We start from the raw sequence: 13,086 nt of genomic DNA, 5'->3' as shown, positions 1-13,086 counted from the left end.
AATGGTGTTCAACAGAATCAAGCAGCTTCTTGCTTCTGGTCGCGAACTGCCGCTACAGCACGAGTCACTTTCGAAGGAACTTCGTTCAGTGTCCGTGCCAGCTTGGTGATCGGTGCCTGTGTAACTGCGGCCAGCATTGTCAACGCTTCGTGACGTGTTGGCAGCTTGGCAAGACGGTCGATCTGGTTTGCACCCATCAGCTCTCCGCCGACGGCCAATCCCTTGATCTCGAACGCCTCTTTCTCTTTGGCGAAATCCTTCAGCAGACGCGCTGCCGCGCCCGGATCTTCCATAGAGAATGCCAGAATGGTCGGACCAACCAGCGCTTCATCAATGCACTCGAACTCGGTACCGCGAATCGCGATCTTTGCCAGGTTGTTACGAACAACCTTCAGACGCACGTTTTCGGCACGAGCCTTGGCGCGAAGCGCCGTCATGTCACCAGAGGTCACACCACGGTAGTCAGCCAGAACCACAGACAGAGCACCACCGGCAGTCTCGTTGACTTCAGCGACGATCGCTTTCTTGTCTTCGAGTCTAATTGCCACTGGATTTCTCCTCGATTTCGCCGGGGATATCCCGGCAAACCCACATATACCCCTCACGGGGCTCCCAACGGTGTTTGGGTTCAGAGAGAACGTCTTCACACCGTCTGCGCAGGCGTTGCTTTAACCCTTGTGGCGCTTCCGGTAAACCCGAAGCGCTTCGGGGGCCTGCGGTCTTTGACAGCCTTGGCTTCCGCCCAGACTACAAAGTAACTACCGCTCAGAGAATCAGATGTTCAGACCGCTCTGATCGATAGTCAGGCCAGGACCCATAGTCGAGGAAACGGTGATCTTCTTGAGATACACGCCTTTCGCCGACGAGGGCTTGGCCTTTTTCAGATCTGCCACCAGAGCCTCAAGGTTCTCCTTGATGTTCTCGGCAGAAAACTCAACGTTACCCAGCGGGGCATGGATAATGCCGTTCTTGTCGGTGCGGTAACGAACCTGCCCTGCCTTGGCGTTTTTGACCGCAGTCTCAACGTCAGGAGTCACAGTACCCACCTTCGGGTTCGGCATCAGGCCACGGGGACCCAGAATCTGGCCCAGCTGACCAACAACACGCATGGCATCGGGAGTGGCGATAACCACGTCGAAATCCATGTTGCCTTTTTTAACTTCGTCTGCCAGATCGTCCATACCGACGATATCTGCACCGGCCGCTGTCGCTTTCTCGGCATTGGCGCCCTGGGTAAAGACGGCCACCCGGACAGTCTTACCGGTGCCATGTGGCAGAACAGTACTGCTACGAACCACCTGATCGGATTTACGCGCATCAACGCCCAGGTTTACAGCCACGTCTACTGACTCTTTAAACTTCACGCTCTGACCCAGCTCGACCAGCAGCGAAACTGCCTCGTCAACAGAGTAGGAACGGGTAGAGTCTACCTTTTCACGAATAAGCTTCTGACGCTTGCTCAGCTTTGCCATGTTACAGGCCCTCCACGTTCAGGCCCATACTGCGGGCTGTTCCTGCAATGGTACGTACCGCTGCGTCCATATCGGCAGCGGTCAGATCCGGCTCTTTGGTCTTGGCAATTTCTTCAAGTTGCTCACGGGTCACGGTACCAACCTTGTCGGTATTCGGACGACCGGAGCCACTCTTGATGCCGGCGGCCTTCTTGAGAAGAACCGGTGCAGGCGGAGTCTTGGTGATAAAGGTAAAGCTGCGATCACTGTAAACCGTGATAACAGTAGGAATCGGCAGGCCTGGCTCCATATCCTGGGTCTGTGCGTTAAACGCCTTACAGAACTCCATAATGTTTACGCCACGCTGACCCAGTGCAGGACCAACGGGGGGACTTGGATTGGCCTTACCGGCAGCAACCTGAAGCTTGATATAGGCTTCGATCTTCTTAGCCATGATACATCTCCTGTGGGTTCAGACGCCTTTCGGCTCCCCTTTAGTTACAGCTGCAAAAAGCAGACACAAAAAGCCCGCGTCGCCATAGCGCGCGAGCTTCCAGCTTTCGTATTGCCGGTCAGTCTTTCTCGACCTGCCCAAACTCCAGCTCTACCGGAGTTGAACGGCCGAAGATCAAAACGGCAACCTTGACACGACTCTTGTCGTAGTCAACTTCTTCTACAACGCCGTTGAAGTCAGCGAAAGGCCCTTCAACAACACGAACAACTTCACCTGGCTCAAACAGGGTCTTGGGCTTGGGCTTGTCCGCACCACTCTCGACACGACGCAGAATTGCTTCTGCCTCTTTCTCGGTGATGGGTGCCGGCTTATCCTTGGTACCACCGATAAAACCCAGAACCCGTGGCGTGTTCTTTACAAGGTGCCACGTTGCGTCATCCATTTCCATCTGGACCAGTACGTACCCGGGATAGAATTTGCGCTCACTCTTGCGCTTCTTCCCTTCACGCATCTCGACGACTTCCTCGGTCGGAACCAGGATTTCGCCGAACCTGTCTTCCATGCCATCAAGAGCAACACGCTCTTTCAGAGTGCGCATTACCTGCTTTTCGAAGCCAGAATACGCATGAACGACGTACCAGCGCTTAGCCATTGCCCACTCCTGTTAACCGATAAACCCGGCGACCAGCAAGCTGATCAGCGAATCCATACCCCACAACAACAGCGCAACGACCAGCACAAACACCACAACAATCACAGTTGTCTGCACCAATTCGGGCCTGGTGGGCCATACCACTTTCCGGATCTCCACCCTCGCTTCCTTCAGCAGCGTCGCAAAACGACGACCACGATCAGTTTGAAGGGCGACAAGCGCCGCAACAATCGCGAGACCTACAAGAGCCAGAACCCGATACAGCAGAGACTCGGCACTATAATACTGATTCCCCACCACACCGATGGCGATCAGAACGAAAACAACCAGCCACTTCACGAAATCGAAACGGCTGGTCGACTGAACGGCTTTTGACTCCATAGGAATCAACTTATGTATCCGGATGTTAAAAAATGGCAGGCCAGGAGGGAATCGAACCCCCAACCTGCGGTTTTGGAGACCGCTGCTCTGCCAATTGAGCTACTGGCCTGCACCGAAACAACTCAGCGCACTTACTCTCGAGTAACCTACTCGATGATCTTGGAGACCACGCCGGCACCAACGGTACGGCCGCCTTCGCGAATCGCGAAGCGCAGACCATCTTCCATGGCGATCGGAGCAATCAGGGTAACACTCATCTTCACGTTGTCACCCGGCATAACCATTTCCACGCCTTCCGGCAGCTCACAGGAACCCGTTACGTCGGTAGTACGGAAATAGAACTGCGGACGGTAGCCCTTGAAGAACGGCGTATGACGACCACCCTCTTCCTTGGACAATACGTACACTTCGCACTCGAACTTGGTGTGCGGCTTGATGGAGCCCGGCACACACAGAACCTGACCACGCTCAACGTCGTCACGCTTGGTTCCACGCAGCAGAACACCCACGTTCTCACCAGCACGGCCTTCGTCCAGCAGCTTGCGGAACATTTCAACGCCGGTACACGTGGTCTTCACGGTATCCTTGATACCCACGATTTCCACTTCGTCACCAACCTTGATGATGCCACGCTCAACACGACCGGTTACCACCGTACCACGACCGGAGATGGAGAATACGTCCTCAATCGGCATCAGGAACGGCTGATCAATCGCACGCTCCGGCTCAGGGATGTAGTCGTCCAGGGCCTCTACCAGCTTCTTGACCGCGGTAGTGCCCATCTCGTTGTCATCTTTGCCTTCCAGCGCCATCAGCGCAGAACCGGTAATGATCGGCGTGTCGTCACCCGGGAAGTCGTACTGGCTCAGCAGGTCACGAACTTCCATCTCTACCAGCTCAAGCAACTCTTCATCGTCTACCATGTCCGCCTTGTTCAGGAACACAACGATGTAAGGTACGCCCACCTGACGGGACAGCAGGATGTGCTCACGAGTCTGCGGCATGGGGCCGTCCGCTGCGGAGCAAACCAGAATAGCGCCGTCCATCTGGGCCGCACCCGTGATCATGTTCTTCACATAATCCGCGTGGCCCGGGCAGTCTACGTGAGCGTAGTGACGGCTCGGGGAATCGTACTCAACGTGAGAGGTCGCAATGGTAATACCACGCGCACGCTCTTCCGGGGCGTTATCAATCTGGTCAAACGCACGGCTCTCACCCGTACCCCAGACTTCGTGACACACGCGAGTCAGGGCTGCTGTCAAAGTGGTCTTGCCATGGTCAACGTGACCAATGGTGCCCACGTTCAAGTGCGGCTTATTACGTTCAAACTTAGACTTAGACATTCGACCAATCTCCCTAATCAACCAGGATCGTAACGTTGACCGGATAAATAATGGAGCTCATGACCGGAATTGAACCGGTGACCTCATCCTTACCAAGGATGTGCTCTACCGACTGAGCTACATGAGCACTGCAAGCAAATTGGAGCGGGCAGCGGGAATCGAACCCGCGTCATCAGCTTGGAAGGCTGAGGTAATAGCCACTATACGATGCCCGCGAGCAATTAGTGGTGGAGGGGGCAGGATTCGAACCTGCGAAGGCGATGCCGTCAGATTTACAGTCTGATCCCTTTGGCCACTCGGGAACCCCTCCGAGTCGGATTCACTTATGCAAATCCGTCAAAACTTAAAAATGGAGCTGGCGGACGGAATCGAACCCCCGACCTGCTGATTACAAGTCAGCTGCTCTACCAACTGAGCTACGCCAGCTCACAATCGCCTCTTCAGCGAGGGCGGTATACTACGGATTTTTTTCTGGCGTTGCAACACCTTCACAAGGCCTGATCTCGACGAAATCAAAATTGTTGCCGTAATCCGCTTTCACCGCCTGAACCAGCTCCTCTGCGAGGTCTGACTCAGCCTCAAAAGTGAGGGCGTAGCTTATCTGATTTCGGGGGAAGTTGACCAGTACCGCATTAAGATTCTGACGTTTTTTTTCTTCCAGCATGGATATTGCAGATTCCCGATACTCGAACAGGCCGAGGGAAATGGCGTTGCGGTTCTCCCCCCCAGTTACCAGATAGGAATCGATACCCTGTCGCTGAATATCCCGAAACTGGCGCAATGCCACCTCCCGGGGCTGAGGCGGGATGAGCACCCAGTATAAGGGAGCGAGCCCCCGATCTACCTCTTCAATGGCAAAACCCGCCTCGCTGACAAGAGGCTGGCTATTGATCAGTTCCCGGGTACGCTCAGCGGTGTCTATCCAGCCAAGGCGGACGCAGGACAACACAGGCGCTTCTTGAGACGGAACCACTTTGACCGCCCCCCCCTCCGGATCCGGTGACTTCAGACTGACGACCCTGGGGAGACTTCCACTGGCGACTTTGGCCATGCCACCGGAGGGTCCAAGATAATCCGGAAGATAATAAAGCCCCAGGCTCAAAAACAGCAGGAGTAGCGCCATCCATCGCATTAGGACGCTTCCTCATCAGCAATGGCACGGAGGCCCGTCAACACCAGATCAGGACGATGGATTCCGGACAGGCCAAGCCCGATGAGTCGATCCGCATCGCCACCGGTAACCAGAACATCCGCAAGACCAAACGCCTGCGCATCCCGACGGATACGGACAATCATGGCATCCGACAGCCACGCAAGCCCATGGTTAACGCATTCGCCGGTACTTTTGCCAGGCCCGGTTTCCAAAACCTGCTCAGGATCGAACCCGATACGCGCGGCATCGGTTTTGAGGCTCCGAAACATCATCTTCAGGCCCGGGAGAATATACCCCCCGAGGTGCCGGCCGCACTGATCCACAAAATCCACGGTGACCGCACTACCCGCGTCCACAACAACAAAGCCCTGCTTGTGACCAATCCACGCACCATACATCGCATGCCAGCGGTCAGCGCCCATCCTGTCGAAGTCGGAATAGGCATTTTGAAGCCCACCCCGCTCCGGTTCCGACCAATAACAACGGGCAGGCACGTTGCTCAGCCCCGCCAGATAACCGAGCAGTCTCTCGCGCTTCTCCTCCGAGGCAACCGTTGAGACTGCAATCCGGCGGATGCGGGATGCAAAGCCTGTAATGCCCGGTAACGGGTTTTCCTCATCCAGCACGCCGGCACCGCTGGCTACTGTCTCGCCGGCTTCCTCGAGACACCATTTGAGCCGGGTATTACCGGCGTCAATGTAGAGCTTCATTGCATTACCCGCAAGCTAATCTCTCCGGCTCGTACCGGAACGATTCCGTCAGCGGTCCGTATCTGGTAATTACCATTGTCATCAATACCGCAACCAACGCCTTCAACATCGCCACCTCGCGCCTGAAGCGGCTTCCCCATAAAAATATCGCGCCGCTGCCAGGGCTCACGAAAGTCCCCGAAACCCAGGTCCGAAAAAATCGGAACCGCATCCAGTACTGCGTCAATAATGGCGCCAGCGATCTGATTCCGTGACCACACAATCTCCGGACACGCCCTGGCGAGGCTGCTCCACGGCTGATCAACACCTTCTGGCCGGGACATGTGAACATTGAGCCCGATACCAGCGATCACCTGAACAACCCCTTCCTCAAGCTCGCCCTGCAACTCTACAAGAATACCGCCCAGCTTGCCGTCTGGAAGAAAGATGTCATTGGGCCATTTGAGCCCAACCTCTGGCACGCCAAGCTGCTCAAGCGCGTTGGCGACGGCAACCCCCAACACCAGGCTCAAACCATCAAGAACGCCAAACCCACCATGGAAAGTTAGCCCCATGCTCAAGTAGAGATTTTCTCCCCGTGGGCTCTGCCAGACGCGACCTCTACGTCCGCGTCCCGCAGTCTGACAATCAGCGATGGCTACCGGCATTTTCCCGGCCCCTGCCGCGACCTGCCTGATCACTTCGGCATTGGTTGAATCCACTTCATCGAGCACATTCAAAGATAGCGCTTCCCTGCGCCACGGATCGAGACACTGGAGCACTGAATCCCGGTCAAGAAGGTCAACCCGGGAAACCAGCTGATACCCGCGCCCGCGAATTGTGGCAATCTCAATGCCCTCGTCCATGGCGCGACGAATCTGTTTCCAGATCGCGGTACGACTAACGCCAAGGTGAGCGGCCAGGAACTCGCCCGAGTGAACCTGGCCGTCACTGAGAAGCTCTAAAAGTGCCTTGGATTTCATAAGACGTATCCAGCCATAAGATTGGGTAAGGCCGGATTAAACACCAGGGAGGCGAAAAAAACAAAGTCGGCGGTCAGGCTTTGCGAATTCGCCGCCGACAGATCAGGGAATGGGCGTTGCAGTCAGGTTTACATTGATATCGAGCACGCCTTGTCACATGGGGGCCGTTGTAGTGCACAGCAGGGCCTCGATCCAAAACAAAAAAGCCCCGGCAGCTATTGCTGTCGGGGCTTGTTTATATTAGGAGCCTGACGATGACCTACTCTCACATGGGCAACGCCACACTACCATCGGCGCTGGTCTGTTTCACTTCTGAGTTCGGGATGGGATCAGGTGGTTCCAGACCGCTATGGTCGTCAGGCAAAACGGTTGATCACTGGGGGACGAGATGGAACGTTCAGGGTGTTTTCTGAGTGATAATCGATTTCGGTTTGCGTTACCCGCAATTGTCTTGGGTGTTTATATAGTCAAGCCGCACGAGCAATTAGTATCGGTTAGCCTCAACGCCTCCGCAGCGCTTACACCACCCGACCTATCCAACGTCCTGGTCTTGAATCGGCCTCTTCAGGGCCCTCGAGGGGCAGGGAGATCTCATCTTGGAAGGGGCTTCCCGCTTAGATGCTTTCAGCGGTTATCCTGTCCGAACATAGCTACCGGGGCAATGCCACTGGCGTGACAACCCGAACACCAGAGGTTCGTCCACTCCGGTCCTCTCGTACTAGGAGCAGCTTTCCTCAAATCTCCAACGTCCACGGCAGATAGGGACCGAACTGTCTCACGACGTTCTAAAACCCAGCTCGCGTACCACTTTAAATGGCGAACAGCCATACCCTTGGGACCGGCTTCAGCCCCAGGATGTGATGAGCCGACATCGAGGTGCCAAACACCGCCGTCGATGTGAACTCTTGGGCGGTATCAGCCTGTTATCCCCGGAGTACCTTTTATCCGTTGAGCGATGGCCCTTCCATACAGAACCACCGGATCACTATGACCTACTTTCGTACCTGCTCGACGTGTCTGTCTCGCAGTTAAGCGGGCTTGTGCCATTACACTAACCGCATGATGTCCGACCATGCTTAGCCCCACCTTTGTGCTCCTCCGTTACGCTTTGGGAGGAGACCGCCCCAGTCAAACTACCCACCACACAGTGTCCTCATCCCCGATCAGGGGACCAAGTTAGAACCTCAAACAGGTCAGGCTGGTATTTCAAGGTTGGCTCCATGAGAACTGGCGTTCCCACTTCAAAGCCTCCCAGCTATCCTACACAAAACATGCTCAAATTCACTGTGAAGCTATAGTAAAGGTTCACGGGGTCTTTCCGTCTAGCCGCGGATACACCGCATCTTCACGGCGATTTCAATTTCACTGAGTCTCGGGTAGAGACAGCGCGCCCCATCGTTACGCCATTCGTGCAGGTCGGAATCTTACCGACAAGGAATTTCGCTACCTTAGGACGTTATAAGTTACGGCCGCCGTTTACCGGGGCTTCGATCAAGAGCTTCGCGCAAGCGCTAACTCCCATCAATTAACCTTCCGGCACCGGGCAGGCGTCACAACTTACCCGTATACGTCCACTTTCGCTGTTTGCACAGTGCTGTGTTTTTAATAAACAGTCGCAGGGCCTGGTATCTTCGACCGGCGTCCGCTCCACCCGCAGGGGCTTCACGTAATACCGGCGTGCCTTCTCCCGAAGTTACGGCACCATTTTGCCTAGTTCCTTTACCCGAGTTCTCTCAAGCGCCTTGGTATTCTCTACCTGACCACCTGTGTCGGTTTGGGGTACGGTCCCGAATAGCCTGAAGCTTAGAAGATTTTCCTGGAAGCAGGGCATCAATGACTTCCCGCTCTATGAGCAGTCGTCGTCGCGTCTCGAGATTGTGGACCCGGATTTGCCTAAGTCCACTCCCTACTCGCTTAAACCGGGACAACCGTCGCCCGGCTCACCTAGCCTTCTCCGTCTCTCCATCGCAGCTATCCAAGGTACGGGAATATTAACCCGTTTCCCATCGACTACACCTTTCGGTCTCGCCTTAGGGGCCGACTCACCCTGCGCCGATTAGCGTTGCGCAGGAACCCTTGGTCTTCCGGCGTGGGGGTTTTTCACCCCCATTGTCGTTACTCATGTCAGCATTCGCACTTCTGATACCTCCAGCATGCTTCTCAACACACCTTCGCAGGCTTACAGAACGCTCCCCTACCCCGTGCACTTGCGTGCACAGCCGCAGCTTCGGTGACCAGTTTGAGCCCCGTTACATCTTCCGCGCAGGCCGACTCGACTAGTGAGCTATTACGCTTTCTTTAAAGGATGGCTGCTTCTAAGCCAACCTCCTAGCTGTCTGAGCCTTCCCACATCGTTTCCCACTTAACTGGTACTTGGGGACCTTAGCTGGCGGGTCCTGGGTTGTTTCCCTCTTCACGATGGACGTTAGCACCCACCGTGTGTCTCCGGATAGTACTCACAGGTATTCGGAGTTTGCATCGGGTTGGTAAGTCGGGATGACCCCCTAGCCGAAACAGTGCTCTACCCCCTGTGGTATTCGTCCGAGGCGCTACCTAAATAGCTTTCGGGGAGAACCAGCTATCTCCGGGCTTGATTAGCCTTTCACTCCGATCCACAAGTCATCCCCTGGCTTTTCAACGACAGTGGGTTCGGTCCTCCAGTTGATGTTACTCAACCTTCAACCTGCTCATGGATAGATCGCCCGGTTTCGGGTCTATGCCCAGCGACTAAATCGCCCTATTCAGACTCGGTTTCCCTACGGCTCCCCTAAACGGTTAACCTCGCCACTGAACATAAGTCGCTGACCCATTATACAAAAGGTACGCCGTCACGGAACACGTCCCGCTCCGACTGCTTGTACGCATACGGTTTCAGGATCTATTTCACTCCCCTCACAGGGGTTCTTTTCGCCTTTCCCTCACGGTACTGGTTCACTATCGTCAGTCAGGAGTATTTAGCCTTGGAGGATGGTCCCCCCATGTTCAGACAGGATATCACGTGTCCCGTCCTACTCGATTTCACTGAACTTGGGTTTCGGATACGGGGCTATCACCCACTATGGCGGCCCTTTCCAGAGCCTTCTCCTACCCGTCGTCCAGCTTAAGGGCTGGTCCCCGTTCGCTCGCCGCTACTGAGGGAATCTCGGTTGATTTCTTTTCCTCGGGGTACTTAGATGTTTTCAGTTCCCCCGGTTCGCCCCGCACAGCTATGTATTCACTGTACGGTACCGACCCGAAAGTCGGTGGGTTTCCCCCATTCAGAGATGCCCGGATCACAGCTTGTTTGCCAGCTCCCCGAGCCTTAATCGCAGGCTTCCACGTCTTTCATCGCCTCTGACTGCCAAGGCATCCACCGTATGCGCTTAGTTGCTTGACTATATAACCCCAAGACAACTGTTCACGAATCAACATCCCTTACCAGGCAAGCCTGACAAAGAACCCTGTTTCGAGACAGTCCACTTGAAGCAATATAACAACCACTTCAACGACAACACCGGATAACGCTTGAAATCGCTATCACATTGAACACGTTTTCTCGGAGATAATGAGAAAACGTCTTCGTGTTCTATCTCGTCCAATTTGTTAAAGAGCAAATCTGACCCAGTGATCAGAAAGAAGGCCTTCAGCCATAACCCTTAACTCGGTCATCAAACTGAAAAACTTGTTTTCTGTCACACTGCCCAACTCGCGTTGGTCCAGTAAAATTTGGTGGAGCTAGGCAGGATCGAACTGCCGACCTCCTGCGTGCAAGGCAGGCGCTCTCCCAGCTGAGCTTATACCCCGTCTACTTGTCCAGCTTCTGTCACTCGTCGTTGCAGCCTTCCGTTCGCATCCGTCCATGACCCATCGAGGGTCCACTCCTTCACTCACGTCACGCTGCGCCTGGATTGACAAAACCTGTCGGCGCATCCGCGTTCGTCACTCACTTCGGGTTACCCAACCCGGCGTGGCCCCGCAACTCCAAGGCATGCTCCGAAAATTGGGTTAGCCTAGGCATCGGCGGTGTAGCGTGCGAGTAGCACGTGAGCCCGGCGATAACGACGGATAACGCAATTTTGGTGGGTCTGGGTGGATTTGAACCACCGACCTCACCCTTATCAGGGGTGCGCTCTAACCAACTGAGCTACAGACCCAAAGGTACGGGCCTGTAAGACCCTTTGCTCTCTTTATTAGCCAACCAAGTAATTCGTGTGGACTCTGACCGAAGCCTTCGGCTTCGTTTAAGGAGGTGATCCAGCCGCAGGTTCCCCTACGGCTACCTTGTTACGACTTCACCCCAGTCATGAACCACACCGTGGTGATCGTCCTCCCGAAGGTTAGACTAACCACTTCTGGTGCAATCCACTCCCATGGTGTGACGGGCGGTGTGTACAAGGCCCGGGAACGTATTCACCGTGACATTCTGATTCACGATTACTAGCGATTCCGACTTCACGCAGTCGAGTTGCAGACTGCGATCCGGACTACGACGCGTTTTGTGAGATTGGCTCCCCCTCGCGGGTTTGCAGCCCTCTGTGCGCGCCATTGTAGCACGTGTGTAGCCCTGGCCGTAAGGGCCATGATGACCTGACGTCATCCCCACCTTCCTCCGGTTTGTCACCGGCAGTCTCCCTAGAGTTCTCAGCCAAACTGCTAGCAACTAGGGATAGGGGTTGCGCTCGTTACGGGACTTAACCCAACATCTCACGACACGAGCTGACGACGGCCATGCAGCACCTGTGTCTGAGTTCCCGAAGGCACCAATCCATCTCTGGAAAGTTCTCAGCATGTCAAGGCCAGGTAAGGTTCTTCGCGTTGCGTCGAATTAAACCACATGCTCCACCGCTTGTGCGGGCCCCCGTCAATTCATTTGAGTTTTAACCTTGCGGCCGTACTCCCCAGGCGGTCAACTTAGTGCGTTAGCTGCGCCACTAAGACTTCAAGAGTCCCAACGGCTAGTTGACATCGTTTACGGCGTGGACTACCAGGGTATCTAATCCTGTTTGCTCCCCACGCTTTCGCACCTCAGTGTCAGTGTTGGTCCAGGGTGCCGCCTTCGCCACTGGTGTTCCTTCCTATATCTACGCATTTCACCGCTACACAGGAAATTCCACACCCCTCTACCACACTCTAGCCTGACAGTTCGAAATGCCGTTCCCAGGTTAAGCCCGGGGCTTTCACATCTCGCTTATCAAACCACCTACGCGCGCTTTACGCCCAGTAATTCCGATTAACGCTTGCACCCTCCGTATTACCGCGGCTGCTGGCACGGAGTTAGCCGGTGCTTCTTCTGTGAGTAACGTCAATCCTCAAGGGTATTAACCTTAAGGCCTTCCTCCTCACTGAAAGTGCTTTACAACCCGAAAGCCTTCTTCACACACGCGGCATGGCTGGATCAGGGTTGCCCCCATTGTCCAATATTCCCCACTGCTGCCTCCCGTAGGAGTTCGGGCCGTGTCTCAGTCCCGATGTGGCTGATCATCCTCTCAGACCAGCTACGGATCGTCGCCTTGGTGGGCCTTTACCCCACCAACTAGCTAATCCGGCTTAGGCTCATCTGATAGCGCAAGGTCCGAAGATCCCCTGCTTTCCCCCGAAGGGCGTACGCGGTATTAATCCGGGTTTCCCCGGGCTATCCCCCACTACCAGGCAGATTCCTAAGCATTACTCACCCGTCCGCCGCTCGTCAGCATCCCGAAGGACCTGTTACCGCTCGACTTGCATGTGTTAAGCCTGCCGCCAGCGTTCAATCTGAGCCATGATCAAACTCTTCAGTTTAAATCATACAAGAATCCGAAGATCCTCTATTCTTGCTCAAGACAAAACTCAATTTCGACGAGTCACTGTCCTGATATTTCATCTCCGAAATACCTCGGCCAGCGCCCACACGAATTACTTGGTTAACTTTTTAAAGAGCGGTTGAGCCGTGGCTCAATCAAGGAGGCGTATTCTACATCGTTCCGCCACCCTGTCAACCGTTTATTTCGAACAATTTAAATAT

Annotated in this window: 9 protein-coding genes, 7 tRNA genes and 3 rRNA genes; all 19 read right to left on the bottom strand. The window is 54.8% G+C overall.

The features are described from left to right. Window positions 1–17: 17 nt before the first annotated feature. Complete coding sequence (gene rplJ / locus D0851_RS15600; protein ID WP_117619464.1) at window positions 18–548, bottom strand: 50S ribosomal protein L10; 531 nt, start codon at window positions 546–548, stop codon at window positions 18–20. Between the two features lie 225 nt (window positions 549–773). Next, the gene (rplA, locus tag D0851_RS15595; protein WP_117619463.1) at window positions 774–1,472 is read right to left on the bottom strand and encodes a 50S ribosomal protein L1; all 699 of its coding nucleotides are present in this window, start codon (window positions 1,470–1,472) and stop codon (window positions 774–776) included. Between the two features lies 1 nt (window position 1,473). Continuing rightward, window positions 1,474–1,905 carry a 50S ribosomal protein L11 gene (gene rplK, locus D0851_RS15590; protein ID WP_012139849.1) on the bottom strand — a complete coding sequence of 144 codons (432 nt, stop codon included), beginning with the start codon at window positions 1,903–1,905 and terminating at the stop codon, window positions 1,474–1,476. A gap of 118 nt (window positions 1,906–2,023) precedes the next feature. Then, entirely contained in the window at window positions 2,024–2,557 is a 534-nt protein-coding gene (gene nusG, locus D0851_RS15585) for a transcription termination/antitermination protein NusG (protein WP_117619462.1), read from the bottom strand. A gap of 12 nt (window positions 2,558–2,569) precedes the next feature. Further along, a complete protein-coding gene (gene secE, locus D0851_RS15580) occupies window positions 2,570–2,938 on the bottom strand; it encodes a preprotein translocase subunit SecE (protein WP_117619461.1) in 369 nt (122 codons plus the stop codon). Between the two features lie 33 nt (window positions 2,939–2,971). Continuing rightward, window positions 2,972–3,047 (bottom strand) — tRNA-Trp (locus tag D0851_RS15575). Window positions 3,048–3,084: 37 nt separating this feature from the next. Then, window positions 3,085–4,281: an elongation factor Tu gene (gene tuf / locus D0851_RS15570; RefSeq protein WP_117619460.1), complete on the bottom strand. Its 1,197-nt coding sequence runs from the start codon at window positions 4,279–4,281 to the stop codon at window positions 3,085–3,087. Between the two features lie 51 nt (window positions 4,282–4,332). After that, a tRNA-Thr gene (locus D0851_RS15565) sits at window positions 4,333–4,408 on the bottom strand. 13 nt (window positions 4,409–4,421) lie between these two features. Beyond that, a tRNA-Gly gene (locus D0851_RS15560) sits at window positions 4,422–4,496 on the bottom strand. 10 nt (window positions 4,497–4,506) lie between these two features. After that, window positions 4,507–4,591, bottom strand: a tRNA-Tyr gene (locus D0851_RS15555). Between the two features lie 40 nt (window positions 4,592–4,631). After that, a tRNA-Thr gene (locus D0851_RS15550) sits at window positions 4,632–4,707 on the bottom strand. Between the two features lie 31 nt (window positions 4,708–4,738). Then, window positions 4,739–5,413 carry a hypothetical protein gene (locus D0851_RS15545; RefSeq protein ID WP_227539325.1) on the bottom strand — a complete coding sequence of 225 codons (675 nt, stop codon included), beginning with the start codon at window positions 5,411–5,413 and terminating at the stop codon, window positions 4,739–4,741. Further along, window positions 5,413–6,144 carry a type III pantothenate kinase gene (locus tag D0851_RS15540; protein WP_117619459.1) on the bottom strand — a complete coding sequence of 244 codons (732 nt, stop codon included), beginning with the start codon at window positions 6,142–6,144 and terminating at the stop codon, window positions 5,413–5,415. The genes D0851_RS15545 and D0851_RS15540 overlap by 1 nt, the downstream gene beginning before the upstream one ends. Further along, window positions 6,141–7,106: a biotin--[acetyl-CoA-carboxylase] ligase gene (locus D0851_RS15535; RefSeq protein WP_117619458.1), complete on the bottom strand. Its 966-nt coding sequence runs from the start codon at window positions 7,104–7,106 to the stop codon at window positions 6,141–6,143. Before D0851_RS15535 ends, D0851_RS15540 begins: the two co-directional genes overlap by 4 nt. 246 nt (window positions 7,107–7,352) lie before the next feature. Further along, window positions 7,353–7,467 (bottom strand): 5S ribosomal RNA (rrf, locus tag D0851_RS15530). Window positions 7,468–7,569: 102 nt separating this feature from the next. After that, window positions 7,570–10,482: ribosomal RNA gene (locus D0851_RS15525) — 23S ribosomal RNA — on the bottom strand. Between the two features lie 330 nt (window positions 10,483–10,812). Next, window positions 10,813–10,888: transfer RNA gene (locus tag D0851_RS15520), tRNA-Ala, on the bottom strand. A 274-nt stretch (window positions 10,889–11,162) separates the two neighbouring features. Then, a tRNA-Ile gene (locus D0851_RS15515) sits at window positions 11,163–11,239 on the bottom strand. Window positions 11,240–11,327: 88 nt separating this feature from the next. Beyond that, window positions 11,328–12,863, bottom strand: a 16S ribosomal RNA gene (locus tag D0851_RS15510). Together the 16S, 23S and 5S rRNA genes with 2 tRNA genes alongside form the textbook arrangement of a ribosomal RNA operon. Window positions 12,864–13,086: the final 223 nt, after the last annotated feature.

This window comes from Marinobacter sp. Arc7-DN-1, from assembly GCF_003441595.1.
Classification (GTDB): Bacteria; Pseudomonadota; Gammaproteobacteria; order Pseudomonadales; family Oleiphilaceae; genus Marinobacter; species Marinobacter metalliresistant.
This window is presented reverse-complemented; position numbering and strand designations above follow the sequence as displayed.

Bases quoted from the DNA above. Each gene is read 5' to 3' on its own strand.
- rplK (WP_012139849.1), bottom strand. From the start codon at position 1,905: ATGGCTAAGAAGATCGAAGCCTATATCAAGCTTCAGGTTGCTGCCGGT.
- secE (WP_117619461.1), bottom strand. From the start codon at position 2,938: ATGGAGTCAAAAGCCGTTCAGTCGACCAGCCGTTTCGATTTCGTGAAG.
- tuf (WP_117619460.1), bottom strand. From the start codon at position 4,281: ATGTCTAAGTCTAAGTTTGAACGTAATAAGCCGCACTTGAACGTGGGC.
- nusG (WP_117619462.1), bottom strand. From the start codon at position 2,557: ATGGCTAAGCGCTGGTACGTCGTTCATGCGTATTCTGGCTTCGAAAAG.
- D0851_RS15540 (WP_117619459.1), bottom strand. From the start codon at position 6,144: ATGAAGCTCTACATTGACGCCGGTAATACCCGGCTCAAATGGTGTCTC.
- D0851_RS15545 (WP_227539325.1), bottom strand. From the start codon at position 5,413: ATGCGATGGATGGCGCTACTCCTGCTGTTTTTGAGCCTGGGGCTTTAT.
- rplA (WP_117619463.1), bottom strand. From the start codon at position 1,472: ATGGCAAAGCTGAGCAAGCGTCAGAAGCTTATTCGTGAAAAGGTAGAC.
- D0851_RS15535 (WP_117619458.1), bottom strand. From the start codon at position 7,106: ATGAAATCCAAGGCACTTTTAGAGCTTCTCAGTGACGGCCAGGTTCAC.